This window comes from Arthrobacter rhamnosi (genome assembly GCF_054510855.1).
In genome coordinates this window covers 842,932-868,750 of sequence record NZ_JBTNDT010000001.1, presented here as the reverse complement: position 1 = coordinate 868,750, position 25,819 = coordinate 842,932, and the positions used below count along the sequence as shown (strand labels likewise).

Below are 25,819 nucleotides of genomic sequence, written 5' to 3'. Positions count from 1 at the left end.
CGGCCAACGAAATTTCTTCGGCCGCGGACGGCCTCGAAATATTGAAGGCCGCTTCCTCGAACACCGGCCCGGTGTGGGCCTAGCTGCCCGCCGCACCCCCAAGACTTCAAGAATTTAGAGAACAAAGAGAGAACAGGGACCCTATGTCCAGCGAATCCTCCTTCGGCCTCATGCGAATCGGCCTTGCCACCGCGGACGAAATCCGCGGCTGGTCTTACGGCGAGGTCAAGAAGCCGGAAACCATCAACTACCGCACGCTCAAGCCCGAGAAGGACGGCCTCTTCTGCGAGAAGATCTTCGGCCCTTCCCGTGACTGGGAGTGCTACTGCGGCAAGTACAAGCGCGTGCGCTTCAAGGGCATCATCTGTGAGCGCTGCGGCGTCGAGGTGACCCGCGCCAAGGTGCGCCGTGAGCGCATGGGCCACATCGAGCTTGCCGCTCCCGTCACGCACATCTGGTACTTCAAGGGCGTCCCCTCGCGCCTCGGCTACCTCCTCGACCTTGCTCCCAAGGACCTCGAGAAGGTCATCTACTTCGCGGCCTACATGATCACGTCGGTCGACGAGGAGAACCGCCACGCCGAACTGCCGAACCTCCAGGCCGAGCACGACCTCGAGAAGAAGCAGATGACGGACCAGCGCGACTCCGACATCGCCGCGATCGCCAAGGACCTCGAGGACGAGCTCGCCCGTCTCGAGGGCGAAGGTGCCAAGGCTGCCGACAAGAAGAAGGCACGCGACTCGGCCGACCGCCAGATGGCGAACGTCCGCAAGCGCGCCGACGCCGACATCGAGCGCCTCGTCCAGGTGTGGGAGCGCTTCAAGACCCTGAAGGTCGCAGACCTCGAGGGTGACGAAGGCCTCTACCGCGAGCTGCGCGACCGCTACGGCCTGTACTTCGAGGGCTCCATGGGTGCCGAGGCGATCAAGAAGCGCCTCGAGAACTTCGACATGCCCGCCGAGGCAGAGATGCTGCGCGACATCATCCAGAACGGCAAGGGCCAGCGGAAGACGCGCGCCCTGAAGCGCCTCAAGGTGGTCAACGCGTTCCTGACGACGACGAACAGCCCCCTGGGCATGGTCCTCGACGCCGTGCCGGTGATCCCGCCGGAACTGCGCCCCATGGTCCAGCTCGACGGTGGCCGTTTCGCGACGTCCGACCTCAACGACCTGTACCGCCGCGTCATCAACCGGAACAACCGCCTCAAGCGCCTGCTGGACCTCGGAGCTCCCGAGATCATCGTGAACAACGAGAAGCGCATGCTGCAGGAAGCGGTCGACTCCCTGTTCGACAACGGCCGTCGCGGCCGTCCGGTCACCGGACCGGGCAACCGTCCCCTGAAGTCCCTCTCGGACATGCTCAAGGGCAAGCAGGGTCGTTTCCGCCAGAACCTCCTCGGCAAGCGCGTCGACTACTCGGGCCGTTCGGTCATCGTCGTCGGCCCGCAGCTGAAGCTGCACCAGTGCGGTCTGCCCAAGCAGATGGCCCTGGAGCTCTTCAAGCCGTTCGTGATGAAGCGCCTGGTGGACCTCAACCACGCGCAGAACATCAAGAGCGCCAAGCGCATGGTCGAGCGTTACCGCCCCCAGGTGTGGGACGTCCTCGAAGAGATCATCACCGAGCACCCCGTGCTGCTGAACCGTGCACCTACCCTGCACCGCCTCGGCATCCAGGCGTTCGAGCCGCAGCTGGTGGAAGGCAAGGCCCTCCAGCTGCACCCGCTGGTCTGTGGTGCGTTCAACGCGGACTTCGACGGCGACCAGATGGCAGTCCACCTGCCGCTGAGCCCCGAGGCCCAGGCCGAGGCACGCATCCTGATGCTCTCCTCGAACAACATCCTGAAGCCGTCCGACGGCCGCCCGGTCACCCTGCCCTCGCAGGACATGATCATCGGTCTGCACCACCTCACCACCAAGCGTGAGGGAAGTGCCGGCGAAGGCCGCGTCTTCACCAGCGTCGCCGAGGCGATCATGGCGTTCGACATGGGCTCGCTCCACCTCAACTCGGTGGTCCGGATCCGCGTGGACAACTTCGTGCCCAGTGCCGACATCGAGGCTCCCGAGGGTTGGGAGCCCGGTACGCCGGCGCTGATCGAGACCTCGCTCGGACAGGTGCTGTTCAACGAGACGCTTCCCCTGGACTACCCCTGGGTGGAGAAGGTCGCCGACAAGGGCCAGCTCTCGACGATCGTCAACGATCTGGCGGAGCGCTACCCGAAGGTCGTGACGGCGGCGACGCTGGACAACCTGAAGGACGCCGGTTTCTACTGGGCAACCCGCTCGGGCGTCACCGTCGCCATCTCGGACATCTCCGCGCCGATCAACAAGGCCGGCATCATGGAGGGCTACGAGACGCAGGCCGCCAAGGTGCAGTCGCAGTTCGACAAGGGCCTCATCGCCGACGAGGAGCGCCGCCAGGAGCTCATCGACATCTGGAACAAGGCGACCAACGAGGTCGCCGCATCCATGCGCGACGCGATGCCGAAGGACAACACCATCAACCGCATGGTGTCCTCCGGTGCCCGTGGTAACTGGCTGCAGGTCCGCCAGATCGCCGGTATCCGTGGCCTCGTGGCCAACCCGAAGGGTGAGATCATCCCTCGTCCGATCAAGTCCTCGTACCGCGAGGGCCTGTCGGTCCTGGAGTACTTCATCGCGACGCACGGTGCCCGTAAGGGCCTCGCCGACACCGCCCTGCGTACGGCCAACTCGGGTTACCTGACCCGACGCCTGGTCGACGTCTCGCAGGACGTCATCGTCCGCGAGGACGACTGCGGTACCGAGCGTGGCCTGAAGGTCACCATCGCCGTGCCGAACGCCGACGGCGAGCTGGTGCTGCACGAGGAGGTCGAGAACTCGGCGTACGCACGTACGCTGGCCACCGACGTCGTCGACTCCAAGGGGGAGGTGCTCGCTGCCGCGGGCTCCGACGTCGGGGACGTGCTCATCGGTGAACTGTTCGAGGCCGGCATCGCCGAGATCAAGGTCCGCTCCGTCCTCACCTGCGAGTCCAGCGTCGGAACCTGTGCCCTGTGCTACGGCCGTTCGCTCGCGACCGGCAAGACCGTGGACATCGGAGAGGCCGTCGGCATCATCGCCGCACAGTCGATCGGAGAGCCCGGTACCCAGCTGACCATGCGTACCTTCCACACCGGTGGTGTCGCATCGGCGGAGGACATCACCCAGGGTCTGCCCCGTATCCAGGAGCTCTTCGAGGCGCGTACCCCCAAGGGTGTCGCCCCGATCTCCGAGGTCGCAGGGCGCGTCACCATCGAGGATGCCGAGAAGCAGCTTCGCCTGGTGGTCACCCCGGATGACGGCTCCGAGGAGATCGCGTACCCGGTCCTCCGGCGTGCACGCCTCCTGGTCGCCGACGGCGACCACGTCGAGGTCGGGCAGCAGCTCGTCTTCGGTGCGGTCGACCCGAAGCAGATCCTGCGTATCCTGGGCCCCCGCAAGGCGCAGGAATTCCTGGTGGACGAGGTCCAGCGCGTGTACCGCAGCCAGGGTGTGGGCATCCACGACAAGCACGTGGAGGTCATCGTCCGCCAGATGCTGCGTCGCGTCACCGTGATCGAGTCCGGCGAGTCGGACCTGCTCCCCGGTGAGCTGGCCGAGCGTCGCCGCTTCGAGGACGAGAACCGTCGCGTGGTGTCCGAGGGCAAGAAGCCGGCCTCCGGCCGTCCCGAGCTCATGGGTATCACCAAGGCGTCGCTCGCCACCGAGTCGTGGCTGTCGGCCGCTTCCTTCCAGGAGACCACGCGTGTCCTCACGCAGGCCGCCATGGAAGGCAAGAGCGATCCGCTGCTGGGCCTCAAGGAGAACGTCATCATCGGTAAGCTCATCCCGGCCGGTACCGGCCTGGACCGCTACACGAAGGTCACGGTCGAGCCCACCGAGGAAGCCAAGGCGAACCTCTTCACCGGTCCGAGCGCGTTCAGCGACTTCGACTACGCCGGTGTCGAGGGCGGCCTGAGCCCCGAGTTCCACGCCATCCCGCTGGACGACTACGACATGGGCAACAGCGACTTCCGCTGAACCCCGTCGGACGGAAAGGCCCCGGACCCCACGGTCCGGGGCCTTTCCCGTTCACCCCGTGCTCGCCCTACCACAGGGGGAGCGGGTGCGCGACGGGGCGTGCCGGATCTCTGGTAGACTGAGGACCAATTGTTTGTGTGGCAAAGGATCGGCGTTGCGAAACGTATCTCCGCGTTGTACGTAAGTTGTACAACGAATGCCACATTTTCGCACGCCTACAGTCGTTTCGCGGCAGCTTGTTCGTTGGTGGTGCGCCAAACGACTGATCATCCCGACCTCCGGATGGCGCGGCCCTGCGAAGCGGCCGCAACCGCGGAGTAGGGCGACAGGGATCTCATCTTCTGACATTACGGAGAACACGAAAGTGCCTACGATTAACCAGCTGGTCCGCAAGGGCCGGTCACCTAAGGTCTCCAAGACCAAGGCGCCCGCACTCAAGGGCAGCCCCATGAAGCGCGGCGTTTGCACCCGCGTCTACACCACCACCCCGAAGAAGCCGAACTCGGCTCTCCGCAAGGTCGCCCGCGTGCGCCTCAACGGTGGCATCGAAGTTACCGCCTACATCCCCGGTGTCGGTCACAACCTTCAGGAACACTCCATCGTGCTCGTGCGCGGCGGACGTGTGAAGGACCTTCCCGGTGTCCGCTACAAGATCATCCGTGGTGCGCTCGACACGCAGGGCGTGAAGAACCGCAAGCAGGCCCGCAGCCGCTACGGCGCAAAGATGGAGAAGAAGTAATATGCCTCGTAAGGGCCCGGCCCCCAAGCGGCCGCTCGTACTCGATCCCGTCTACGGTTCGCCCCTGGTCACGCAGCTGATCAACAAGGTGCTCGTCGACGGCAAGAAGTCCACTGCAGAGCGCATCGTCTACGGTGCCCTCGAAGGCGCACGCGCCAAGTCCGGCGGCGACCCCGTGGCAGCCCTCAAGAAGGCCATGGACAACGTGAAGCCGACCCTCGAGGTCCGTTCACGCCGTGTCGGTGGAGCCACCTACCAGGTCCCCGTCGAGGTCAAGCCCGGTCGTTCGACCGCCCTGGCCCTTCGCTGGCTGGTCGGCTACTCCAAGGCCCGCCGCGAGAAGACCATGACCGAGCGCCTGCAGAACGAGATCCTGGACGCGTCCAACGGTCTCGGTGCCGCAGTCAAGCGCCGTGAAGACACGCACAAGATGGCCGAGTCGAACAAGGCCTTCGCACACTACCGCTGGTAGCAGATCTGCCGGCCGGGCCGCGACCCCACCAGGGACGGCCCGGCCGGCGGTCCAGCAGAACTCCATTTTCGTAATAAGGGAGACACCGTGGCACAGGACGTGCTTACCGACCTCAACAAGGTCCGCAACATCGGCATCATGGCCCACATCGATGCCGGCAAGACCACCACTACCGAGCGCATCCTGTTCTACACGGGTGTAAACCACAAGATCGGTGAGACGCACGACGGCGCCTCCACCACCGACTGGATGGAACAGGAGAAGGAGCGCGGCATCACCATCACGTCTGCCGCCGTGACCTGCTTCTGGGAGAACAACCAGATCAACATCATCGACACCCCCGGGCACGTCGACTTCACCGTCGAGGTCGAGCGCTCACTGCGCGTCCTCGACGGCGCCGTCGCCGTGTTCGACGGCAAGGAGGGCGTCGAGCCCCAGTCCGAGACTGTCTGGCGCCAGGCCGACAAGTACGAAGTGCCCCGCATCTGCTTCGTCAACAAGATGGACAAGCTGGGCGCCGACTTCTACTTCACCGTCGACACCATCATCAGCCGCCTGGGCGCCAAGCCCCTCGTGCTGCAGCTCCCGATCGGCGCCGAGAACGACTTCATCGGCGTCGTCGACCTGCTCCACATGCGTGCCCTCGTCTGGCCCGGCGATGCCAAGGGTGACGTGACCATGGGTGCGAAGTACGAGGTCCAGGAGATCCCCGCCGATCTCCAGGAGAAGGCCGAGGAGTACCGTGCGTCGCTCGTCGAGACCGTCGCCGAGTCCTCCGACGAGCTCATGAACAAGTACCTCGAGGGTGAAGAGATCTCCATCGAGGAGCTGAAGGCCGGCATCCGCAAGATGACGATCAACTCCGAGCTCTACCCGATCCTCTGCGGTTCCGCGTTCAAGAACCGTGGAGTGCAGCCGATGCTCGACGCCGTCATCGACTACCTGCCCTCGCCCCTCGACGTTCCCCCGATGATCGGCCACGATCCCCGGGACGAAGAGACCGAGCTGACGCGCAAGCCCAGCACGGAGGAGCCCTTCTCCGCTCTCGCCTTCAAGGTCGCGACGCACCCGTTCTTCGGTCAGCTCACGTTCATCCGCGTGTACTCGGGCCAGGTGTCCGCCGGCACGCAGGTGACCAACTCGACGAAGTCGAAGAAGGAGCGCATCGGCAAGCTGTTCCAGATGCACGCCAACAAGGAGATTCCCGTCGAGGAAGCCCTTGCCGGCCACATCTACGCAGCGATCGGACTGAAGGACACCACCACCGGTGACACCCTGTCCGACTCGGCGAACCAGATCGTCCTCGAGTCCATGAGCTTCCCGGCTCCCGTGATCTCGGTCGCCATCGAGCCCAAGACGAAGGGTGACCAGGAGAAGCTCTCCACAGCCATCCAGAAGCTCTCGGCCGAGGATCCCACCTTCCAGGTGTCCCTCAACGAGGACACCGGACAGACGATCATCGCCGGCATGGGCGAGCTCCACCTGGACATCCTGGTGGACCGTATGCGCCGCGAGTTCAAGGTCGAGGCGAACGTGGGCAAGCCGCAGGTCGCCTACCGCGAGACCATCAAGCGCCCCGTCGCCAAGCACGACTACACGCACAAGAAGCAGACCGGTGGTTCGGGCCAGTTCGCGAAGATCCAGATCGCGATCGAGCCGATGGAGGTTGAAGAAGGCGTCATGTACGCGTTCGACAACAAGGTCACCGGTGGACGCGTCCCCCGCGAGTACATCCCGAGTGTCGACGCCGGCATCCAGGACGCACTCAACGACGGCGTGCTGGCCGGTTACCCGGTCGTCGGCATCAAGGCGACGCTGCTCGACGGCGCCTACCACGACGTCGACTCCTCCGAAATGGCCTTCAAGATCGCCGGACGTATGGCGTTCAAGGAAGCCGCTCGGATGGCGCAGCCCGTCCTGCTCGAGCCGCTGATGGACGTCGAGGTGCGCACCCCTGAGGAATACATGGGTGAAGTCATCGGTGACCTCAACTCCCGCCGTGGACAGATGCAGTCGATGGAGGACGCCAGCGGTGTGAAGGTCATCCGTGCCTTCGTTCCGCTGTCCGGCATGTTCGGTTACATCGGTGACCTGCGGTCGAAGACCCAGGGTCGCGCGGTGTACTCGATGCAGTTCAACAGCTACTCGGAGGTCCCGAAGGCAGTCGCCGACGAGATCATCCAGAAGACGCGCGGCGAGTAAGCCCCCTCCCGGCAACGGGATCTCCGGAGAGAGCCGGCCTGTCCATGGGCAGGCCAGCCCCCTCTCCAGCTGCCGGCCCGGTCGGGCCGGCAGCGCACAGCAATTTCATCAAAACCAAAAGCCCCCAGTAGACTTGCATGAGTTTCAGCTGCGAAAAGCGCGGCTGGGAAGCAATTCTTCTCAAACGTTCTAGGAGGAACCCGTGGCGAAGGCAAAGTTCGAGCGGACTAAGCCGCACGTTAACATCGGCACCATCGGTCACGTCGACCATGGTAAGACCACGTTGACGGCTGCCATTTCCAAGGTGCTGTACGACAAGTACCCCACTCTCAACGAGCAGCGTGACTTCGCGTCGATCGACTCGGCTCCCGAGGAGAAGCAGCGCGGCATCACCATCAACATCTCGCATGTTGAGTACCAGACCGAGAAGCGCCACTACGCACACGTAGACGCTCCCGGCCACGCTGACTACATCAAGAACATGATCACCGGTGCGGCCCAGATGGATGGTGCCATCCTCGTTGTCGCCGCCACCGACGGTCCCATGGCCCAGACCCGCGAGCACGTTCTGCTCGCCCGCCAGGTCGGCGTTCCCTACCTGCTGGTCGCGCTGAACAAGTCCGACATGGTTGACGACGAGGAGCTCCTGGACCTCGTCGAGATGGAGGTCCGCGAACTGCTCAGCTCGCAGGGCTTCGACGGCGACGAGGCTCCTGTAGTCCGCGTCTCCGGCCTCAAGGCCCTCGAAGGCGACCCCGAGTGGGTCAAGTCCGTCGAGGAACTGATGGAAGCTGTCGACAACAACGTGCCGGACCCCGTGCGCGACAAGGACAAGCCCTTCCTCATGCCCGTCGAGGACGTCTTCACGATCACCGGTCGTGGAACCGTCGTCACTGGCCGCGCCGAGCGTGGAACCCTCGCCATCAACTCCGAGGTCGAGATCGTTGGTATCCGTCCGGTCCAGAAGACCACGGTCACCGGTATCGAGATGTTCCACAAGCAGCTCGACGAGGCCTGGGCAGGCGAGAACTGTGGTCTGCTCCTCCGCGGCATCAAGCGCGAGGACGTAGAGCGCGGCCAGGTCATCGTGAAGCCGGGTTCCATCACCCCTCACACCGACTTCGAAGCCAACGTCTACATCCTGGCCAAGGACGAGGGCGGGCGTCACAACCCGTTCTACTCGAACTACCGCCCGCAGTTCTACTTCCGCACCACGGACGTAACTGGCGTCATCACCCTCCCCGAGGGCACCGAGATGGTTATGCCCGGCGACAACACTGAGATGACCGTTGCGCTCATCCAGCCCATCGCCATGGAAGAGGGCCTCGGCTTCGCGATCCGCGAAGGCGGCCGCACCGTTGGTTCGGGACGTGTCACCAAGATCCTGAAGTAGTCTTCCGACTGCCGACGTGATGTTCGGAAGGGCCCCGCTGCTGTTGCAGCGGGGCTCTTCCTGTGTCGGTGCTCCAGTGCGAATTGCCCGTTCGGGTCCGGAGGGGGAGCGGAGTCCGGATCGTCGGGCAGGGGAGTGGCACGGGCTTCCCGATTGGCGTTATCCCGGCGTCTCTGCCACACTGGATAAGTTGTTCAAGCGCTCGCGCGCGCGGTCTGAGACCTTCTCCCGGTCAGGATAATGCCTGATGCAGGGATCTGGTCCGCCGGCACGTGCGGCCCAAATATAATCCACCCCGTTCGGCTCGGCCGGAATTCGCGGACCGTGTGTTTCTAGGAAAAGCGACACGCCCGAGCGCGGGGGTCGGAGCCCTGGCAGGGTGAGGAACCCGGAATTCTTCCGGATTCAGCCTGCGGGGAAGCGTCGCACAACGGACGCAGGAAATGTACGTACGTACCGGAACTGCCCAGGCAGTTATGTAGAGAGAGAGTCGAGACGCCATGGCGGGACAGAAAATCCGCATCCGGCTGAAGTCATATGACCACGAGGTCATTGATGTTTCAGCACGGAAGATCGTTGAGACGGTGACGCGCGCAGGCGCAACGGTAGTGGGCCCCGTGCCCCTGCCCACGGAGAAGAACGTATTCGTTGTCATCCGGTCCCCGCACAAGTACAAGGACAGCCGTGAGCACTTCGAAATGCGTACTCACAAGCGTCTGATCGACATCATTGATCCCACGCCCAAGGCCGTCGATTCGCTGATGCGTCTCGACCTGCCTGCGGACGTGAACATCGAAATCAAGCTGTAAGGGAGAGCGGATACACATGTCTACTTCACTTACGCGCCAGGTCAAGGGCCTGCTGGGCGTCAAGCTCGGCATGACCCAGGTCTGGGACGAGAACAACGTCCTCATCCCGGTCACGGTCGTCCAGGCTGACTCCAACGTCATCACCCAGCTCCTCAGCGCGGACAAGGACGGCTACACCGCCGTCCAGATCGGCTTCGGCCAGATCGATCCCCGCAAGGTCACCAAGCCGCTCGCCGGCCACTTCGAGAAGGCAGGCGTCACGCCCCGCCGTCACGTGGTCGAGCTGCGGACGTCCGACGCCGACTCCTACTCGCTCGGCCAGGAACTCTCCGTGGAGATGTTCGAAGCCGGCCAGACGGTCGACGTCATCGGCACCACCAAGGGCAAGGGTTTTGCCGGTGTCATGAAGCGCCACGGTTTCCACGGTGTTGGAGCCTCGCACGGTGCTCACAAGAACCACCGCAAGCCCGGTTCCATCGGTGGAGCATCCACCCCCAGCCGCGTCTTCCGTGGAATGAAAATGGCAGGCCGCATGGGCGCCGTTCGTCAGACCACGCTGAACCTCAGGGTTCACGCTGTCGACGCAGAGAAGTCGCTGCTGCTGATCAAGGGTGCCGTCCCCGGCGCCCGCGGCCAGGTCGTCCTCGTACGCACCGCCGTGAAGGGAGCATAGCCAAATGGCTGCCAACACTGTAAAGGTCGATCTCCCCGCCGAGATCTTCGATGCACAGACCAACATCCCCCTGCTGCACCAGGTCGTCGTGGCCCAGCTTGCGGCTGCCCGTCAGGGTACGCACAAGACGAAGACCCGCGCCGAGGTGAGCGGCGCAGGCCGCAAGCCGTTCAAGCAGAAGGGAACCGGTCGTGCCCGCCAGGGTTCGATCCGCGCACCTCACATGACCGGCGGTGGCGTGGTCCACGGACCGACGCCCCGCGACTACAGCCAGCGCACCCCCAAGAAGATGATTGCCGCCGCTCTCCGCGGTGCACTCTCCGACCGGGCACGCAACGGCCGTATCCACGTCCTCGAGTCCCTGGTCACCGGCGACAAGCCGTCGACCAAGGGTGCCATCGAGACCCTACGTGCGATCTCCGAGCGGCCCCGCCTGCTCGTCGTCATCGAGCGTGCCAACGATGTCGCCGCGCTGTCGGTGCGCAACGTACCCGCAGTACACGTCCTCTACGTCGACCAGCTGAACACGTACGACGTGCTGGTGTCCGACGACGTGATCTTCACCCAGGCCGCCTACGAGCAGTTCGTCGGATCGGCTGACGCCATCTCCGAGGAGGATGCCAAGTGAGCGGCACCATCGCAAAGGATCCGCGCGACGTCGTCATTGCACCCGTCGTCTCGGAGAAGAGCTACGGCCTGATCGACGAAGGCAAGTACACCTTCCTCGTCGACCCGCGCTCGAACAAGGAAGAAATCAAGCTGGCGGTCGAGAAGATCTTCTCCGTGAAGGTCGAGTCGATCAACACCATCAACCGGGTTGGCAAGCGCAAGCGCACCAAGTTCGGCTGGGGCCAGCGCAAGGGCACCAAGCGTGCCATCGTGTCCCTCAAAGAGGGCTCGATCGACATCTTCGGCGGTCCGCTCTCCTAGAGCGGAGACCACTTTAACGAGGAATTGAGTTATGGGAATCCGTAAATACAAGCCGACAACCCCGGGCCGTCGTGGTTCGAGCGTTGCCGACTTCGCTGAAATCACCCGATCGACGCCGGAAAAGTCGTTGGTTCGTCCCCTCCCCAAGAAGGGTGGACGCAACAACACCGGTAAGATCACGACCCGCCACAAGGGTGGTGGACACAAGCGTCAGTACCGCCTGATCGACTTCCGCCGCCACGACAAGGACGGCGTCGACGCCCGCGTTGCCGAGATCGAGTACGATCCCAACCGCACCGCGCGCATCGCCCTCCTGCACTACGTCGACGGCACCAAGCGCTACATCGTCGCGCCGAACAAGCTCAAGCAGGGCGACTTCGTCGAGGCCGGCGCCGGGGCCGACATCAAGCCCGGCAACAACCTGCCGCTGCGCAACATCCCCGTGGGTACCGTCATCCACGCCGTCGAGCTCCGCCCAGGCGGCGGCGCGAAGATGGCACGCTCCGCCGGTGCGTCGGTACAGCTCGTCGCCAAGGAAGGCCGCTTCGCCCAGCTGCGACTGCCCTCCGGTGAGATCCGCAACGTCGACGTCCGCTGCCGCGCGACGATCGGCGAGGTCGGCAACGCCGAGCAGTCGAACATCAACTGGGGCAAGGCCGGCCGTAATCGCTGGAAGGGCATCCGCCCGACCGTCCGCGGTGTCGCCATGAACCCGGTCGACCACCCGCACGGTGGTGGCGAGGGCAAGACCTCCGGTGGACGCCACCCGGTCAACCCGAACGGTAAGGCCGAAGGCCGTACCCGTCGCCCCAACAAAGAGAGCGACTCACTCATCGTGCGTCGCCGTCGTTCCGGCAAGAACAAGCGATAGGAGCCTGGAGACATGCCACGCAGCCTGAAGAAAGGCCCCTTCGTCGATCAGCACCTTTACGTAAAGGTCGCTCGCGAGAACGAATCGGGCACGAAGAACGTCATCAAGACGTGGTCCCGCCGCTCCATGATCGTCCCCGACATGCTCGGGCACACGATCGCGGTGCACGACGGACGCAAGCACATCCCGGTGTTTGTCACCGAGTCGATGGTCGGGCACAAGCTCGGCGAATTCGCTCCCACGCGGACTTTCCGCGGCCATGTTAAGGACGACCGCAAGGGCAAGCGCCGCTAGGCGCTGCTCTTACGGCTAAGACGAGAGAAGGAAAGCAATGGAAGCCAAGGCTATTGCGCGTCATATCCGCGTAACGCCTATGAAGGCCCGGCGCGTCGTCAACCTTGTTCGTGGTAAGCAGGCGAATGAGGCTCTGGCTATTCTGAAGTTTGCCCCACAGGTTGCTTCGGAGCCGGTTTTCAAGGTGGTCCAGTCGGCAGTCGCCAACGCCCGCGTTCTCGCGGACCGTGACGGCGTTGCCTTCGACGAGGACAACCTCATCATCAGCGAAGCATTCGTCGATGAAGGCCCCACGATGAAGCGGTTCCGTCCGCGTGCCCAGGGCCGCGCGTTCCGCATCAACAAGCGGACCAGCCACATCACGGTTGTCGTCGCTACCCCTGAGAAAGTGGAGGTCCGCTAAGTGGGACAGAAAGTAAACCCGCACGGGTTCCGACTCGGCATCACCACCGACCACAGGTCACACTGGTTCGCCGACAGCAACAAGCCGGGCCAGCGCTACCGTGACTTCGTCCGCGAAGACATCAAGATCCGCCAGCTCATGTCGACCGGCATGGACCGGGCCGGCATCGCGAAGGTCGAGATCGAGCGCACCCGCGACCGCGTCCGCGTGGACATCCACACGGCACGTCCGGGTATCGTCATCGGTCGCCGTGGAGCAGAGGCGGACCGCATCCGCGGCGAGCTGGAGAAGCTCACCGGCAAGCAGGTCCAGCTGAACATCCTCGAGGTCAAGAACCCCGAGATGGAGGCCCAGCTTGTCGCCCAGGGCATCGCCGAGCAGCTTTCCTCCCGCGTGGCCTTCCGCCGCGCGATGAAGAAGGCTATGCAGTCCGCACAGCGTGCCGGCGCCAAGGGCATCCGTGTCCAGTGCTCCGGTCGCCTGGGTGGCGCCGAAATGAGCCGCTCGGAGTTCTACCGCGAGGGACGCGTTCCCCTGCACACGCTCCGCGCCAACATCGACTACGGCTTCTTCGAAGCGAAGACCACCTTCGGCCGCATCGGCGTGAAGGTCTGGATCTACAAGGGTGACGTCACGGCGAAGGAACTCGCAGCCCAGGCTGCAGCAGCTCCCTCCCGTGGCCGCGGTGGAGACCGTCCGGGCCGTGGCCCTGCCGGCGCCGACCGTGGTGGCGACCGCGGCGGAGACCGTCGTCGTCGTGCGCCCGAGCGCTCCGAGGGCCAGGGTGCCTCGGCACCCGCCGAGACCGCCGCAGCCCCCGCTGCGACTGAAGGAGGACAGGCTTAAATGCTTATCCCACGTCGAGTCAAGTTCCGTAAGCAGCACCACCCGGGTCGTTCCGGCGCTGCAACCGGCGGCACCGAGGTCAGCTTTGGCGAATGGGGTATCCAGGCTCTGAGCCCGGCATACGTCACCAACCGCCAGATCGAGTCCGCTCGTATCGCCATGACCCGCCACATCAAGCGTGGCGGAAAGGTCTGGATCAACATCTATCCGGACCGCCCGTTGACCAAGAAGCCTGCCGAGACCCGCATGGGTTCCGGTAAGGGTTCTCCCGAGTGGTGGGTGGCCAACGTCAAGCCGGGACGGGTTCTCTTCGAACTGTCCGGTGTTTCCGAAGAGGTAGCCCGCGAAGCCCTGCGCCTCGCGATCCACAAGCTGCCGTTGAAGGCACGCATCGTGCGTCGTGAGGGTGGTGAATAGTTATGGCTCTGGGTTCAAAGGAACTGGCAACAGACCAGCTGGACGGCTTCGATAAGGACCGTCTGGTGGAAGAACTGCGCAAGGCCAAGGAGGAGCTGTTCAACCTCCGTTTCCAGTCGGCCACCGGCCAGCTCGAAAGCCACGGTCGCCTTCGTTCGGTGAAGCGCGACATCGCACGCATCTACACGGTGCTGCGTGAGCGCGAACTGGGCATCCGTCCCGAGGTCGAAGCTCCCGTCGAGGAAGCGAAGCCCGCGAAGGCGGACAAGCCCAAGAAAGCCAAGAAGGCCTCCACGAAGGACGAACCTTCCGTGGACACCGAGGCTTCTGAGGAGGACGCCAAATGAGTGAGCAGCAGAGCGAAACGACCGTAGGAACCGAGAAGGCCGTCCACGACGCCAACTCGCGCGGCTACCGCAAGGTACGCCGTGGCTACGTCGTCTCCGACAAGATGGAAAAGACGATCGTCGTCGAGGTCGAGGACCGCGTGAAGCACGCCCTGTACGGCAAGGTGCTCCGTCGCAGCTCCAAGGTCAAGGCGCACGACGAGGAGAACATCGCCGGCATCGGCGACATGGTCCTCATCAGCGAGACCCGCCCGCTGTCCGCTACCAAGCGGTGGCGCCTGGTCGAGGTCATCGAGAAGGCCAAGTAACACCCGAGCAGCACGCCGGCCCGCCGGCCCTGCAGCAGATGCCCCGGACGCGATTTCGCGTCCGGGGCATCTTCGCGATACGATAAGAACCTTGTCTGTCTGGTGGGCTGGCGCATGCCCTCACGAGGGTTCCTCCGCAGGTCTCCTGCCCAGGACTTCCGCTTGCGGGGCATCCCTCCGGGGGTTTCCTTCACACCGGGCAAATAGGCAAAAGCCCGATAATCTTGTTCATCACAAATCCGCTGTGCACACGATCCACGCACAGCCGCGCGCCCGGCGTGCACGTGCTGAGTACCAGTATTACGGGGCCCACCCATATCCGTTCCGCAAGGCTCGAGCAGAGAACCGGCGCGACGACAGGAGTAATAAGTGATTCAGCAGGAGTCGCGGCTAAAGGTCGCCGACAACACGGGGGCCAAGGAAATCTTGACCATCCGCGTTCTCGGAGGATCCGGGCGCCGCTACGCAGGCATCGGCGACGTCATCGTCGCCACCGTGAAGGACGCGATCCCCGGCGGCAACGTCAAGAAGGGTGACGTCGTCAAGGCGGTCATCGTCCGCACCAAGAAGGAACGCCGCCGCGCGGATGGTTCCTACATCAAGTTTGACGAGAACGCAGCAGTGATCCTGAAGAACGACGGCGACCCCCGTGGCACCCGTATCTTCGGCCCTGTCGGTCGCGAGCTCCGCGACAAGCGTTTCATGAAGATCATCTCGCTGGCGCCGGAGGTGCTGTAGTCCATGGCACAGAAGACAAAGCTCAAGATCAAGAAGGGTGACCTCGTCCAGGTCATCACCGGAGCCAAGCAGGACCGCGGCGGAGACCGCGGCAAGCAGGGCAAGGTACTGAAGGTGTTCCCCGAGACCAACCGCGTCCTCGTGGAAGGCATCAACCGGATCACCAAGCACACCAAGGTCGGGCAGTCGCAGCGCGGCACCAAGACCGGTGGCATCGAGGTTGTCGAGGCACCCGTGCACATCAGCAACGTCGCCGTCGTCGATCCCGAGACCAAGAAGCCGACCCGCGTCGGATACCGCACCGAGACCGTCGAGCGCGACGGCCGCGAGCGCGTTGTCCGCATCCGCGTGGCCAAGTCATCAGGGAAGGATCTGTAATGACTGTCGAAACCACAGAAGCCCGGGTTCTTCCCCGCCTGAAGGCACGCTACGCGTCCGAGATCAAGGCCGCCCTGCAGGAGGAGTTCAGCTACTCCAACGTCAACCAGGTCCCGCGCCTGGTCAAGGTCGTCGTGAACATGGGTGTCGGTGACGCCGCCAAGGACTCGAAGCTGATCGACGGGGCCGTCAAGGACCTCACCGCGATTACGGGCCAGAAGCCGCAGGTCACCAAGGCCCGCAAGTCCATCGCGCAGTTCAAGCTCCGCGAAGGAATGCCCATCGGTGCGCACGCTACCCTCCGTGGCGACCGCATGTGGGAATTCACGGACCGCCTGATCTCCCTCGCCCTGCCCCGTATCCGCGACTTCCGCGGACTCAACGGCAAGCAGTTCGACGGCAACGGCAACTACACCTTCGGCCTCACGGAGCAGTCCATGTTCCACGAGATCGACCAGGACCGTATCGACCGCGTGCGTGGCATGGACATCACCGTCGTCACGACCGCCAAGACCGACGCCGAGGGCCGCGCGCTCCTCAAGGCGCTCGGCTTCCCCTTCAAATCCGAAGATTAATCTAACTACGTTGCAGGTCCACTCCAGCCGGCACCCTGAGTGCCGTCCGGAGCCCGGAAACCGTTTCGAGGAAGGGCAAGAGCCCACATGACAATGACAGATCCTGTCGCAGACATGCTCACGCGTCTGCGCAACGCAAACTCGGCTTACCACGACTCCGTGTCCATGCCGTACAGCAAGTTGAAGGCCCGCGTCGCGGACATCCTCAAGGCCGAAGGCTACATCGCCGGCTGGAAGGAAGAGGAAGCGGAGGTCGGCAAGAAGCTGACCATCGACCTCAAGTTCGGACCGGACCGCCAGCGTTCCATCGCCGGCATCCGCCGTATCTCCAAGCCCGGTCTGCGCGTGTACGCCAAGTCCACGAACCTGCCCCACGTGCTCGGCGGCCTCGGCATCGCCATCCTGTCCACGTCCTCCGGTCTGCTCACGGACCGCCAGGCATCCAAGAAGGGTGTGGGTGGGGAAGTCCTCGCCTACGTCTGGTAACGGGAAAGGGAAAGAATAATGTCACGTATTGGACGTCTCCCCATCACCGTTCCCGCCGGTGTCGAGGTCGCAGTCAACGGCAGCGAGGTCACCGTCAAGGGCTCGAAGGGCGAGCTGAGCCACACGGTTCCCAGCCCCATCGAGGTCTCCCTGAACGAGGGCATCCTCACCGTCGCGCGCCCGAACGACGAGCGCGAGTCGCGGTCGCTCCACGGCCTCACCCGCACGTTGATCTCCAACATGATCGTCGGAGTCACCGAGGGCTACAAGAAGAACCTTGAGATCGTGGGCACGGGTTACCGTGTGCAGGCCAAGGGCAGCGACCTGGAATTCGCTCTGGGTTACAGCCACCCGGTCGCCGTCAAGGCTCCCGAGGGCATCACCCTGACCGTCGACAGCCCCACCAAGCTCTCGGTCGCAGGCATCAACAAGCAGCAGGTCGGCGAGGTCGCTGCAACCATCCGCAAGCTGCGCAAGCCTGACCCCTACAAGGGCAAGGGCATCCGCTACGCAGGCGAGATCATCCGCCGCAAGGTCGGAAAGGCTGGTAAGTAACCATGGGTCTGAGCATCAACAAGAAGCGCAGCTCGAAGAGCAAGTCCGCCTCGCGTGGACGCCGCCACCTCCGTGTACGCAAGCGCGTTTCGGGCACGGCTGTCCGTCCCCGCCTGGTCGTCAACCGTTCGGCCCGCCACGTATTCGTGCAGGTCGTCGACGACACCAAGGGCGTGACCGTCGCATCAGCCTCCACCCTCGAAGCGGACCTCCGTGCATTCGACGGTGACAAGACCGCCAAGGCCAAGCGCGTTGGCGAACTCGTTGCAGAGCGTGCCAAGGCTGTCGGTGTCGAAGCAGTCGTCTTCGACCGCGGCGGCAACAAGTACCACGGTCGCGTTGCAGCAATCGCAGACGGCGCACGTGAAGGTGGGCTGGCACTGTGACCGAGGAAAACAAGGCAAAGGAAGCCCCATTGAATACGGCTACAGAGCAGCCCGCGGCCGAAGCTCCGGCTGCAGGTGCAACTGACACCGCGTCGGCTGACGCCAACCGCCGCGGCAACGCCCGTGGTGGCGAGCGTGGCGGCAACTCCCGCGGCGGCGAGCGCGGCCGTGGTGGCCGTGACGGCGGACGCGACGGCGGACGCAATGACGACAAGGACAAGTTCATTGAGCGCGTCGTCACCATCAACCGTGTCGCCAAGGTCGTCAAGGGCGGCCGCCGCTTCAGCTTCACCGCCCTCGTGGTGGTAGGCGACGGCAACGGCATGGTCGGCGTCGGCTACGGAAAGGCGAAGGAAGTTCCCTCCGCCATCCAGAAGGCCGTCGAGGAAGCCAAGAAGACGATGTTCCGCGTTCCGCGCATCGGTGGCACCGTCCCGCACCTGGTGCAGGGCGAGGCAGCAGCCGGCGTCGTTCTTCTCCGTCCCGCCTCCCCGGGTACCGGCGTTATCGCCGGTGGTCCGGTGCGTGCGGTCCTGGAGTGCGTCGGTATCCACGACGTCCTCTCCAAGTCGCTCGGTTCCGCGAACGCCATCAACATCGTTCACGCGACCGTTGACGCGCTGAAGCGCCTCGAAGAGCCCCAGGCAGTCGCGGCACGCCGTGGCCTGCCCCTCGACGAGGTCGCATCCCACCAGATGCTGCGCGCAATCGCAGCTCAGAAGGCAGGTGCGTAATGACCGCGATCACGCCTAAGAACGTGCGTGTGAGCTCGGCGCAGCTCGAGATCACCCAGATCAAGTCCGCCATTGGCGGCAAGCAGAACCAGCGCGACACGCTGCGGTCGCTCGGCCTCAAGCGGATCGGCCACACCGTGGTCCGTGAAGCCGATGCCGTCACCGTTGGCATGATCAACACGGTTCCGCACCTCTTGAAGGTTGAGGAGGCCAACTAATGGCAGAGAACAACACCGCGGCTTCGGCCGCACCCGAGGCAAAGGCAGAGCGCGTCCACGCCCTCAAGGTCCACCACCTCCGCCCCGCACCCGGAGCCAAGACGGCGAAGACCCGTGTTGGCCGTGGTGAGGGTTCGAAGGGTAAGACCGCAGGCCGTGGTACCAAGGGAACTGCAGCCCGCTACCAGGTGAAGGCAGGATTTGCCGGCGGCCAGCTGCCGCTGCACATGCGCCTTCCCAAGCTGCGCGGCTTCAAGAACCCGTTCCGCGTCGAGTTCCAGGTCGTGAACCTGGACAAGCTCTCCGAGCTGTACCCGGCCGGCGGCGACGTCACCGTGGACAGCCTGGTGGCGAACGGTGCCGTCCGCAAGAACCAGCCCGTCAAGGTGCTGGGGACCGGCGAGATCACCGTGGCCGTCAACGTCTCGGCCGACGCCTTCTCCGCATCCGCTGCAGAGAAGATCGTCGCAGCCGGCGGGACCGTCACCGAGCTGTAGGTCATGAGCCAACCCCTTCCCCGGCGCACTGGGGGAGGGGTTGGCTGTGATCGGTGGCACTTTGGAACTAGACTCTTGGTGGGCAGGGCTGTATCAGCCCACCAAGAGTCTTTTTTCGGCTCAGGCCACCACACCCGCCGGTGCTCTGCCACGGGTGACCAACCGTTAGACTCGGTTGTTGTGTAGGGTCCGCCACAGGACCAACAGACCTTCAGGAGGACGCTTGCTTAGCGCTATTGGCCGGGCATTCCGGACGCCAGACTTGCGGCGCAAGCTGTTGTTCACTCTGGGAATCATCGCCATCTTCCGCCTCGGAGCCTTCATTCCCGCTCCTGGTGTCGACTACGGAAACGTCCAGCAGTGTCTTGCCCTGGGCAACACCGAGGGCGGCCTGTACCAGTTCGTGAACCTCTTCAGCGGGGGAGCCCTGCTCCAGGTCTCCATCTTCGCGCTGGGGATCATGCCGTACATCACGGCCAGCATCATCACCCAGCTCCTCCGGGTGGTCATTCCCCGTTTCCAGGAACTGCACGAGGAAGGCGCCCAGGGCCAGTCGAGGCTGACCCAGTACACGCGCTACCTGACCATCGCGCTCGGCCTGCTCAACGCCACTACCCTGGTCTCGCTGGCCCGCTCGGGCGCGCTGCTCGGCAACTGCCCGGTGCCCCTGATCCCGAACGACTCGCTGATCACCATCATCCTGCTGATCATCACGCTCACCGCCGGAACCGGACTCATCATGTGGATGGGCGAGCTCATCACCGAGCGCGGCGTGGGCAACGGCATGTCGCTGCTCATCTTCACGGCCATCGCCGCCGGTTTCCCCACCTCGCTCGGCGAGATCCTCCGCACCCAGGGCGCCACGGTCTTCACCTTCGTCCTGCTCATGGGCATCGTCGTCGTCGCCCTCGTGATCTTCGTGGAGCAGTCGCAGCGACGCATCCCCGTGCAGTACGCCAAGCGCATGGTAGGCCGCCGCACGCTGGGCGGCAGCAGCACCTACATCCCGATCAAGGTCAACATGGCCGGCGTCATCCCCGTGATCTTCGCGTCCTCGATGCTGTACCTGCCGAGCCTGATCGCACAGTTCAACACTCCGCAGGACGGCACCGCCCCGGCAGGCTGGGTCAACTGGATCACCACGTACCTGACCAGCGGCGACCACCCGCTGTACATGGCGCTGTACTTCCTGCTTATCGTGTTCTTCACCTACTTCTACGTGGCCATCACGTTCAATCCGGACGAGGTGTCCGAGAACATGAAGAAGTACGGCGGCTTCATCCCCGGCATCCGCGCCGGGCGTCCCACGGCCGAGTACCTCCAGTACGTGCTCTCACGCATCACGCTCCCGGGTGCCATCTATCTGGGACTTGTGGCCCTGATCCCGCTGATCGCGCTGGTGGCCATCGGTGCCAACCAGAACTTCCCGTTCGGCGGCACCTCGATCCTCATCATGGTTGGCGTGGGACTCGAGACGGTAAAGCAGATCGACGCTCAGCTCCAGCAGCGTCATTACGAAGGGTTGTTGCGTTGACGAGAATGCTGATCATCGGTCCCCCCGGGTCCGGCAAGGGCACCCAGGCCGCCCGGATCTCGGAGCGCCTCGACGTCGTGGCCATCTCGACCGGCGACATCTTCCGCGACAACGTGAAGCGGGAGACGCCCCTGGGTCTCGAGGCCAAGAAGTACATGGACGCCGGCGACTTCGTCCCCGACAGCGTCACGAACAGCATGGTGCGCGACCGCCTCGCGGCCGACGACGTCCAGGAGGGCTTCCTCCTCGACGGGTACCCGCGGACCGCGTCGCAGGTCGCCGAACTCGACGACATCCTCCTCGAGAACGAGCTCGAGCTCGACGTCGTGCTGCAGCTGACCGCCGATGACGAGGAGCTCGTGAAGCGGCTCCTCGGGCGGGCGAAGCTGGACGGCCGTTCGGACGACAACGAGCAGGTCATCCGCCACCGCCTCGGCCTGTACCACGACCAGACTGAAGCCGTGGTGTCGCGGTACGACGAGCGCGGCATCGTGACCAAGGTCGACGGCATCGGGCCGATCGACGAGGTCACCGAGCGCGTCATGGCAGCACTCAAAGTAGCGAGCTAGGACTGTACGCATGTTCCGCCAGCCGAAGATCGAGTACAAGACGACGAGCCAGATGCTCGTGATGCGCGAGGCCGGCCGGGTGCTCTCCACGGCACTCGACCGCACCGTCGCAGCGGCAGCCGTCGGCGTCACCACGGCGCAGCTCAACGAGGTCTTCGAGGAGGTCCTCCGCGAGGAGGGCGCGACGTCGAACTTCCTCGGGTACCACGGCTTCCCGGCCAGCATCTGCACATCGGTCAACCACGAGGTCGTCCACGGGATCCCCGGCGGCTACGTGCTGCAGGACGGCGACATCATCTCGATCGACGGCGGCGCCGTCGTCCGCGGATGGCACTCCGACTCGGCCCGGACCGTCATCGTCGGGACGCAGCGTCCCGAGGACGTGCGGCTCTCCGACGTCACCGAGGAGGCGATGTGGCGCGGCATCGCAGCGCTGGCCTCCGCGCGGTTCGTCGGCGACATCGGTGCCGCGATCGACGACTACGTCTCGTCGGTCCCCGGACCCGCCCTCGGGATCCTCGAGGACTACGTGGGCCACGGCATCGGGACGCAGATGCACCAGGCGCCCGACGTCCTGAACTTCCGCAGCGCGAACCGGGGTCCGAAGGTCAGACCCGGACTCTGCCTCGCGATCGAGCCGATGCTCGTGCAGGGAGGACTGGAAACCGCAGTGCTCGACGACGACTGGACCGTCGTCACCACGGACGGCAAGCGCGCCTCGCAGTGGGAGCACAGCGTCGCAGTGCACGACGGCGGCATCTGGGTCCTCTCGGCCCCGGACGGGGGAGCGTCGCGACTCGAGCCGCTCGGCGTCACCCCGGCTCCTCTGGCCGGCTGACGGCACGGCCCCCTATGACGAACGAAGGTCCCGCACCCCGGTGCGGGACCTTCGTCGTTCCCGGCAGCGCCTGGTGCGGCAGCCGCGCAGACCTGCCGTCCGATTTAACGATCCGGGAACAGTAGCGTAGAGTTGTCTGTTGGTTGTCTCTGCTTTTCGTGCCCAATTGGGCCTCGGAGACCTTCCCGTCCGAGCTCCGGCTCCCGGCGGGTCTGACAATCAAAACCCCAAACCCGTCCGCCATGCAAGTGGCGGGCATAGACGTTAGCGGAGGATATGGCCAAGAAAGACGGTGTCATTGAGATTGAAGGCACTGTGAACGAGGCGCTGCCCAACGCGATGTTCCGCGTTGAGTTGGCCAACGGACACATTGTTCTCGCCCACATCTCGGGAAAGATGCGCCAGCACTACATTCGAATCCTTCCTGAGGACCGGGTCGTAGTGGAACTCAGCCCGTACGACCTCACCCGGGGCCGTATTGTCTACCGCTACAAATAAGAATCAACTCGAAGGAAAACCATGAAGGTCAACCCGAGCGTGAAGCGGATCTGCGAGAAGTGCCAGGTGGTCCGCCGCAAAGGCAACGTTCTCGTCATCTGCGAGAACCCGCGCCACAAGCAGCGCCAGGGCTAAGAACCTCTTCCAGAGGTTCTTCCCACGCGTAGAAGTACATTTCACGGCAGAACAGCGTCCCGACGGGACGTACACCCCCGGCACGGAGGCCGGGGACCGGAACACATGTTCCGCGGACGTTCTGCTCCAGACCTCCGGTAACACCAAAGGAGCACCGCCACTATGGCACGTCTCGCTGGCGTAGACATCCCCCGTGAAAAGCGGGTCGTCATCGCGCTTACCTATATCTACGGCGTGGGCAAGACCCGTGCAGAGAAGACGCTCGTCGACACGGGGATCTCCCCGAACACGCGCGTCAAGGACCTCACCGACGCCGAGCTGGTCCAGCTCCGCGACTACATCGAGGGCAGCTTCAAGGTCGAGGGTGACCTCCGCCGTGAGGTTGCAGCCGACATCCGCCGCAAGGTCGAGATCGGCAGCTACGAAGGCATTCGGCACCGCCGCGGCCTTCCCGTACGTGGACAGCGTACGAAGACCAACGCCCGTACCCGCAAGGGCCCGAAGCGTACGGTCGCAGGCAAGAAGAAGGTCGGACGCTAGTCCCTGATGGCCCCCTAACCGGACTCGCTAGCGCTCGTCCGGCCAGGGAACCCCGCCATCAGGGGCCCATCCCACTGGCTCCCTCGCCAGCGGAGGCCCCTGTTCGTAGGACCTCCGGCAGGATTCGATCCGACTCAATGCTTTACCCAATACCTTCGTAGGAGAAGTAATGCCCCCCAAGACTCGTGGAGCGGTGCGTAAGCCGCGTCGCAAGGATAAGAAGAACATCGCGCTCGGCCAGGCGCACATCAAGAGCACCTTCAACAACACCATCGTGTCCATCACGGACCCCAGCGGAGCAGTCATCTCCTGGGCCTCCGCCGGTGAGGTTGGCTTCAAGGGCTCACGCAAGTCCACCCCGTTCGCCGCGCAGATGGCTGCAGAAGCTGCTGCCAAGCGTGCCCAGGAGCACGGCGTCAAGAAGGTCGACGTCTTCGTGAAGGGACCGGGATCGGGTCGCGAAACCGCCATCCGTTCGCTGCAGGCCACCGGCCTCGAGGTCGGCTCCATCTCGGACGTCACCCCCAGCGCACACAACGGCTGCCGCCCGCCCAAGCGCCGCCGCGTCTAATCTGCTCTCCGGTCACCGTGCCGCCCTGAAGGAACCGCAATGTTCCGGCAGGGCGGTTCGGTGCCGTACCAGTAGCTTTCGAGCCGGCCGACCCGCAGTCCCGCCCATACAGAAGCGTCATATAGCGGATGCTTCCTGAAAGGAAATGTACGTGCTTATTGCACAGCGCCCCACCCTGACTGAAGAAGTAGTCGCCGACAACCGCTCGCGGTTCATTATCGAACCCCTCGAGCCCGGCTTCGGCTACACCCTCGGCAACTCCCTCCGCCGCACCCTCCTGTCCTCGATCCCCGGTGCTGCTGTGACCAGCATCCGCATCGACGGCGTGCTGCACGAATTCACCACGGTTCCCGGGGTGAAGGAGGATGTCACCGAGATCATCCTGAACATCAAGAACCTCGCCGTCTCCTCGGAGCACGACGAGCCCGTCGTCGCCTACCTGCGCAAGCAGGGTCCCGGCGTCGTCACCGCTGCGGACATCGCGCCTCCCGCAGGCGTCGAGTTCCACAACCCGGACCTCCACATCGCGACCCTCAACTCGAAGGGCAAGTTCGAGCTCGAACTGACCATCGAGCGTGGCCGCGGCTACGTGTCCGCCTCGCAGAACAAGTCCGGCGACTCCGAGATCGGCCGCATCCCGGTCGACTCCATCTACTCGCCGGTCCTGAAGGTCACCTTCCGCGTGGAAGCGACCCGTGTGGAGCAGCGCACCGACTTCGACAAGCTGATCGTCGACGTCGAGACGAAGGACGCCATCGCCCCGCGCGACGCCGTCGCTTCTGCCGGCACCACCCTGGTGGAGCTGTTCGGACTCGCCCGCGAGCTGAACACCGCCGCCGAGGGCATCGAGATCGGTCCCTCGCCCACCGACGCAGCACTTGCTGCCGACATGGCGCTGCCGATCGAGGACCTCGAACTCACGGTCCGCTCGTACAACTGCCTCAAGCGCGAGGGCATCCACTCCGTGGGTGAACTCGTTGCACGCTCCGAGGCCGACCTCATGGACATCCGCAACTTCGGTGCGAAGTCCATCGACGAGGTCAAGGCGAAGCTCGTCGAGCTCGGTCTCTCCCTGAAGGATTCCCCTCCAGGCTTCGACCTTGCCGCCCGCGCTGCTGCCATCGAAGAGGACGACGCCGCCTACGGCGACGAAGAGCTCTAAAACGCTATCTGTCCGCCCGTCGCCGGAAAGCGGCGGGACGGACACCTAATGAGGAGAAATCACCATGCCCACACCCACTAAGGGCCCACGCCTCGGAGGCGGTCCGGCGCACGAACGCCTGATGCTCGCCAACCTGGCCGCCTCACTGTTCGAGCACAAGCGCATCACCACCACGGTGACGAAGGCCAAGCGCCTCCGCCCCTACGCCGAGCGTCTCATCACGTTCGCGAAGAAGGGCGACCTGGCGTCGCGTCGTCGCGTCCTCGGTGTCATCAGCAGCAAGAGCATCGTCCACGAGCTCTTCACGGACATCGCCCCCGCTGTGGCCAACCGCGAGGGTGGCTACACCCGCATCACGAAGATCGGCAACCGCAAGGGCGACAACGCCCCCATGGCCGTCATCGAACTGGTGCTGGAGCCCATGTCCGCCAAGCAGTCCGTCGTCGCCGAGGCCGAGCAGGCCAAGGCTCCCGCCGCTGCTGCAGCACCGGCCGCCGAGTCCGTAGAGGTCCCGGAGACCGCTGAGGCTGTCGAGTCGGTCGACTCGGCACCTGCTGCTGACGATGTCGCAGCCGAGGACACCACGATCGACGCCGAAGCCGGCGCCGAGGACGAGGTCGTCGTCGTCGAAGGCACTGTCGAGGACGAGAAGAAGTAATTCTTC

General features: G+C 64.4%; 34 protein-coding genes. All 34 read left to right on the top strand.

From position 1 onward, the window contains the following. The first annotated feature begins 143 nt into the window (after window positions 1–143). The 34 genes from ACX80I_RS04115 (at window position 144) to rplQ (ending at window position 25,813) form a co-directional block, all read left to right on the top strand. Window positions 144–4,037, top strand: a complete 3,894-nt coding sequence (locus tag ACX80I_RS04115) for a DNA-directed RNA polymerase subunit beta' (RefSeq protein WP_301226153.1) — start codon at window positions 144–146, stop codon at window positions 4,035–4,037. A gap of 364 nt (window positions 4,038–4,401) precedes the next feature. Next, window positions 4,402–4,776: a 30S ribosomal protein S12 gene (rpsL, locus tag ACX80I_RS04110; RefSeq protein WP_087076907.1), complete on the top strand. Its 375-nt coding sequence runs from the start codon at window positions 4,402–4,404 to the stop codon at window positions 4,774–4,776. A gap of 1 nt (window position 4,777) precedes the next feature. Further along, complete coding sequence (gene rpsG / locus ACX80I_RS04105) at window positions 4,778–5,248, top strand: 30S ribosomal protein S7 (protein ID WP_087076905.1); 471 nt, start codon at window positions 4,778–4,780, stop codon at window positions 5,246–5,248. Between the two features lie 87 nt (window positions 5,249–5,335). Continuing rightward, entirely contained in the window at window positions 5,336–7,450 is a 2,115-nt protein-coding gene (gene fusA, locus ACX80I_RS04100) for an elongation factor G (RefSeq protein ID WP_459343853.1), read from the top strand. A gap of 202 nt (window positions 7,451–7,652) precedes the next feature. After that, a complete protein-coding gene (gene tuf, locus ACX80I_RS04095; RefSeq protein ID WP_087076901.1) occupies window positions 7,653–8,843 on the top strand; it encodes an elongation factor Tu in 1,191 nt (396 codons plus the stop codon). A gap of 500 nt (window positions 8,844–9,343) precedes the next feature. Beyond that, entirely contained in the window at window positions 9,344–9,652 is a 309-nt protein-coding gene (rpsJ, locus tag ACX80I_RS04090) for a 30S ribosomal protein S10 (RefSeq protein WP_026531952.1), read from the top strand. Window positions 9,653–9,668: 16 nt separating this feature from the next. Further along, window positions 9,669–10,325: a 50S ribosomal protein L3 gene (gene rplC / locus ACX80I_RS04085; protein ID WP_459343852.1), complete on the top strand. Its 657-nt coding sequence runs from the start codon at window positions 9,669–9,671 to the stop codon at window positions 10,323–10,325. Between the two features lie 4 nt (window positions 10,326–10,329). Beyond that, window positions 10,330–10,953, top strand: a complete 624-nt coding sequence (gene rplD / locus ACX80I_RS04080; RefSeq protein ID WP_459343851.1) for a 50S ribosomal protein L4 — start codon at window positions 10,330–10,332, stop codon at window positions 10,951–10,953. Next, window positions 10,950–11,255 (top strand): 50S ribosomal protein L23, encoded by a 306-nt coding sequence (gene rplW, locus ACX80I_RS04075; RefSeq protein ID WP_087076895.1) that lies wholly within the window; start codon window positions 10,950–10,952, stop codon window positions 11,253–11,255. Before rplD ends, rplW begins: the two co-directional genes overlap by 4 nt. A 31-nt stretch (window positions 11,256–11,286) precedes the next feature. Then, on the top strand, window positions 11,287–12,126 hold the full coding sequence (rplB, locus tag ACX80I_RS04070; RefSeq protein WP_055768070.1) for a 50S ribosomal protein L2: 840 nt from the start codon (window positions 11,287–11,289) through the stop codon (window positions 12,124–12,126). A 12-nt stretch (window positions 12,127–12,138) separates the two neighbouring features. Then, window positions 12,139–12,420 (top strand): 30S ribosomal protein S19, encoded by a 282-nt coding sequence (gene rpsS, locus ACX80I_RS04065; RefSeq protein WP_026549122.1) that lies wholly within the window; start codon window positions 12,139–12,141, stop codon window positions 12,418–12,420. Window positions 12,421–12,457: 37 nt separating this feature from the next. Beyond that, window positions 12,458–12,823 carry a 50S ribosomal protein L22 gene (gene rplV, locus ACX80I_RS04060; protein ID WP_049829178.1) on the top strand — a complete coding sequence of 122 codons (366 nt, stop codon included), beginning with the start codon at window positions 12,458–12,460 and terminating at the stop codon, window positions 12,821–12,823. Further along, the gene (gene rpsC / locus ACX80I_RS04055) at window positions 12,824–13,669 is read left to right on the top strand and encodes a 30S ribosomal protein S3 (RefSeq protein ID WP_459311645.1); all 846 of its coding nucleotides are present in this window, start codon (window positions 12,824–12,826) and stop codon (window positions 13,667–13,669) included. It abuts the gene before it with no gap. Then, window positions 13,670–14,086, top strand: a complete 417-nt coding sequence (rplP, locus tag ACX80I_RS04050; protein WP_049829176.1) for a 50S ribosomal protein L16 — start codon at window positions 13,670–13,672, stop codon at window positions 14,084–14,086. It begins immediately after the preceding gene. A 2-nt stretch (window positions 14,087–14,088) separates the two neighbouring features. Beyond that, window positions 14,089–14,433, top strand: coding sequence for a 50S ribosomal protein L29 (gene rpmC / locus ACX80I_RS04045; protein WP_087076891.1), 345 nt, complete (start codon window positions 14,089–14,091; stop codon window positions 14,431–14,433). Next, entirely contained in the window at window positions 14,430–14,741 is a 312-nt protein-coding gene (gene rpsQ / locus ACX80I_RS04040) for a 30S ribosomal protein S17 (protein ID WP_087076889.1), read from the top strand. The genes rpmC and rpsQ overlap by 4 nt, the downstream gene beginning before the upstream one ends. Before the next feature lie 369 nt (window positions 14,742–15,110). Continuing rightward, window positions 15,111–15,479 carry a 50S ribosomal protein L14 gene (rplN, locus tag ACX80I_RS04035; protein ID WP_049829173.1) on the top strand — a complete coding sequence of 123 codons (369 nt, stop codon included), beginning with the start codon at window positions 15,111–15,113 and terminating at the stop codon, window positions 15,477–15,479. 3 nt (window positions 15,480–15,482) lie between these two features. Beyond that, window positions 15,483–15,857 carry a 50S ribosomal protein L24 gene (gene rplX / locus ACX80I_RS04030; RefSeq protein ID WP_301226170.1) on the top strand — a complete coding sequence of 125 codons (375 nt, stop codon included), beginning with the start codon at window positions 15,483–15,485 and terminating at the stop codon, window positions 15,855–15,857. After that, the gene (gene rplE, locus ACX80I_RS04025) at window positions 15,857–16,432 is read left to right on the top strand and encodes a 50S ribosomal protein L5 (RefSeq protein ID WP_087076885.1); all 576 of its coding nucleotides are present in this window, start codon (window positions 15,857–15,859) and stop codon (window positions 16,430–16,432) included. Before rplX ends, rplE begins: the two co-directional genes overlap by 1 nt. A gap of 87 nt (window positions 16,433–16,519) precedes the next feature. Next, window positions 16,520–16,918 carry a 30S ribosomal protein S8 gene (gene rpsH, locus ACX80I_RS04020; protein ID WP_043440638.1) on the top strand — a complete coding sequence of 133 codons (399 nt, stop codon included), beginning with the start codon at window positions 16,520–16,522 and terminating at the stop codon, window positions 16,916–16,918. 18 nt (window positions 16,919–16,936) lie between these two features. Further along, window positions 16,937–17,473 (top strand): 50S ribosomal protein L6, encoded by a 537-nt coding sequence (rplF, locus tag ACX80I_RS04015; RefSeq protein WP_459343850.1) that lies wholly within the window; start codon window positions 16,937–16,939, stop codon window positions 17,471–17,473. 2 nt (window positions 17,474–17,475) lie between these two features. Beyond that, window positions 17,476–17,859 (top strand): 50S ribosomal protein L18, encoded by a 384-nt coding sequence (gene rplR / locus ACX80I_RS04010; RefSeq protein ID WP_087076881.1) that lies wholly within the window; start codon window positions 17,476–17,478, stop codon window positions 17,857–17,859. Beyond that, window positions 17,856–18,593, top strand: coding sequence for a 30S ribosomal protein S5 (gene rpsE, locus ACX80I_RS04005; protein ID WP_459343849.1), 738 nt, complete (start codon window positions 17,856–17,858; stop codon window positions 18,591–18,593). Before rplR ends, rpsE begins: the two co-directional genes overlap by 4 nt. Next, complete coding sequence (gene rpmD / locus ACX80I_RS04000; RefSeq protein ID WP_301226179.1) at window positions 18,593–18,811, top strand: 50S ribosomal protein L30; 219 nt, start codon at window positions 18,593–18,595, stop codon at window positions 18,809–18,811. The genes rpsE and rpmD overlap by 1 nt, the downstream gene beginning before the upstream one ends. Further along, window positions 18,811–19,308, top strand: a complete 498-nt coding sequence (gene rplO / locus ACX80I_RS03995) for a 50S ribosomal protein L15 (RefSeq protein WP_301226181.1) — start codon at window positions 18,811–18,813, stop codon at window positions 19,306–19,308. The genes rpmD and rplO overlap by 1 nt, the downstream gene beginning before the upstream one ends. Window positions 19,309–19,531: 223 nt before the next feature. After that, window positions 19,532–20,842 (top strand): preprotein translocase subunit SecY, encoded by a 1,311-nt coding sequence (gene secY / locus ACX80I_RS03990; RefSeq protein WP_459343848.1) that lies wholly within the window; start codon window positions 19,532–19,534, stop codon window positions 20,840–20,842. Between the two features lie 5 nt (window positions 20,843–20,847). Further along, complete coding sequence (locus ACX80I_RS03985; protein ID WP_459343913.1) at window positions 20,848–21,411, top strand: adenylate kinase; 564 nt, start codon at window positions 20,848–20,850, stop codon at window positions 21,409–21,411. Between the two features lie 10 nt (window positions 21,412–21,421). After that, window positions 21,422–22,249: a type I methionyl aminopeptidase gene (map, locus tag ACX80I_RS03980; RefSeq protein WP_459343847.1), complete on the top strand. Its 828-nt coding sequence runs from the start codon at window positions 21,422–21,424 to the stop codon at window positions 22,247–22,249. 276 nt (window positions 22,250–22,525) lie between these two features. Next, the gene (gene infA / locus ACX80I_RS03975) at window positions 22,526–22,747 is read left to right on the top strand and encodes a translation initiation factor IF-1 (RefSeq protein WP_019481515.1); all 222 of its coding nucleotides are present in this window, start codon (window positions 22,526–22,528) and stop codon (window positions 22,745–22,747) included. A gap of 21 nt (window positions 22,748–22,768) precedes the next feature. Continuing rightward, a complete protein-coding gene (gene rpmJ / locus ACX80I_RS03970; RefSeq protein ID WP_043440658.1) occupies window positions 22,769–22,882 on the top strand; it encodes a 50S ribosomal protein L36 in 114 nt (37 codons plus the stop codon). Between the two features lie 162 nt (window positions 22,883–23,044). Further along, window positions 23,045–23,422, top strand: coding sequence for a 30S ribosomal protein S13 (gene rpsM / locus ACX80I_RS03965; RefSeq protein ID WP_087076867.1), 378 nt, complete (start codon window positions 23,045–23,047; stop codon window positions 23,420–23,422). A 169-nt stretch (window positions 23,423–23,591) separates the two neighbouring features. Further along, complete coding sequence (gene rpsK, locus ACX80I_RS03960) at window positions 23,592–23,993, top strand: 30S ribosomal protein S11 (RefSeq protein ID WP_026531448.1); 402 nt, start codon at window positions 23,592–23,594, stop codon at window positions 23,991–23,993. A gap of 151 nt (window positions 23,994–24,144) precedes the next feature. Continuing rightward, on the top strand, window positions 24,145–25,155 hold the full coding sequence (locus ACX80I_RS03955) for a DNA-directed RNA polymerase subunit alpha (RefSeq protein ID WP_459343846.1): 1,011 nt from the start codon (window positions 24,145–24,147) through the stop codon (window positions 25,153–25,155). A 64-nt stretch (window positions 25,156–25,219) separates the two neighbouring features. Further along, window positions 25,220–25,813, top strand: coding sequence for a 50S ribosomal protein L17 (rplQ, locus tag ACX80I_RS03950; RefSeq protein ID WP_459343845.1), 594 nt, complete (start codon window positions 25,220–25,222; stop codon window positions 25,811–25,813). Window positions 25,814–25,819 lie beyond the last annotated feature (6 nt).

Coding starts and splice junctions, on each gene's coding strand:
- ACX80I_RS04115 (WP_301226153.1), top strand. CDS start 144: ATGTCCAGCGAATCCTCCTTCGGCCTCATGCGAATCGGCCTTGCCACC.
- rpsG (WP_087076905.1), top strand. CDS start 4,778: ATGCCTCGTAAGGGCCCGGCCCCCAAGCGGCCGCTCGTACTCGATCCC.
- rpsJ (WP_026531952.1), top strand. CDS start 9,344: ATGGCGGGACAGAAAATCCGCATCCGGCTGAAGTCATATGACCACGAG.
- rplC (WP_459343852.1), top strand. CDS start 9,669: ATGTCTACTTCACTTACGCGCCAGGTCAAGGGCCTGCTGGGCGTCAAG.
- rplD (WP_459343851.1), top strand. CDS start 10,330: ATGGCTGCCAACACTGTAAAGGTCGATCTCCCCGCCGAGATCTTCGAT.
- rplB (WP_055768070.1), top strand. CDS start 11,287: ATGGGAATCCGTAAATACAAGCCGACAACCCCGGGCCGTCGTGGTTCG.
- rpsS (WP_026549122.1), top strand. CDS start 12,139: ATGCCACGCAGCCTGAAGAAAGGCCCCTTCGTCGATCAGCACCTTTAC.
- rplV (WP_049829178.1), top strand. CDS start 12,458: ATGGAAGCCAAGGCTATTGCGCGTCATATCCGCGTAACGCCTATGAAG.
- rplP (WP_049829176.1), top strand. CDS start 13,670: ATGCTTATCCCACGTCGAGTCAAGTTCCGTAAGCAGCACCACCCGGGT.
- rpmC (WP_087076891.1), top strand. CDS start 14,089: ATGGCTCTGGGTTCAAAGGAACTGGCAACAGACCAGCTGGACGGCTTC.
- rpsQ (WP_087076889.1), top strand. CDS start 14,430: ATGAGTGAGCAGCAGAGCGAAACGACCGTAGGAACCGAGAAGGCCGTC.
- rplX (WP_301226170.1), top strand. CDS start 15,483: ATGGCACAGAAGACAAAGCTCAAGATCAAGAAGGGTGACCTCGTCCAG.
- rplE (WP_087076885.1), top strand. CDS start 15,857: ATGACTGTCGAAACCACAGAAGCCCGGGTTCTTCCCCGCCTGAAGGCA.
- rpsH (WP_043440638.1), top strand. CDS start 16,520: ATGACAATGACAGATCCTGTCGCAGACATGCTCACGCGTCTGCGCAAC.
- rplF (WP_459343850.1), top strand. CDS start 16,937: ATGTCACGTATTGGACGTCTCCCCATCACCGTTCCCGCCGGTGTCGAG.
- rplR (WP_087076881.1), top strand. CDS start 17,476: ATGGGTCTGAGCATCAACAAGAAGCGCAGCTCGAAGAGCAAGTCCGCC.
- rpmD (WP_301226179.1), top strand. CDS start 18,593: ATGACCGCGATCACGCCTAAGAACGTGCGTGTGAGCTCGGCGCAGCTC.
- rplO (WP_301226181.1), top strand. CDS start 18,811: ATGGCAGAGAACAACACCGCGGCTTCGGCCGCACCCGAGGCAAAGGCA.
- ACX80I_RS03985 (WP_459343913.1), top strand. CDS start 20,848: ATGCTGATCATCGGTCCCCCCGGGTCCGGCAAGGGCACCCAGGCCGCC.
- map (WP_459343847.1), top strand. CDS start 21,422: ATGTTCCGCCAGCCGAAGATCGAGTACAAGACGACGAGCCAGATGCTC.
- infA (WP_019481515.1), top strand. CDS start 22,526: ATGGCCAAGAAAGACGGTGTCATTGAGATTGAAGGCACTGTGAACGAG.
- rpmJ (WP_043440658.1), top strand. CDS start 22,769: ATGAAGGTCAACCCGAGCGTGAAGCGGATCTGCGAGAAGTGCCAGGTG.
- rpsM (WP_087076867.1), top strand. CDS start 23,045: ATGGCACGTCTCGCTGGCGTAGACATCCCCCGTGAAAAGCGGGTCGTC.
- rpsK (WP_026531448.1), top strand. CDS start 23,592: ATGCCCCCCAAGACTCGTGGAGCGGTGCGTAAGCCGCGTCGCAAGGAT.
- rplQ (WP_459343845.1), top strand. CDS start 25,220: ATGCCCACACCCACTAAGGGCCCACGCCTCGGAGGCGGTCCGGCGCAC.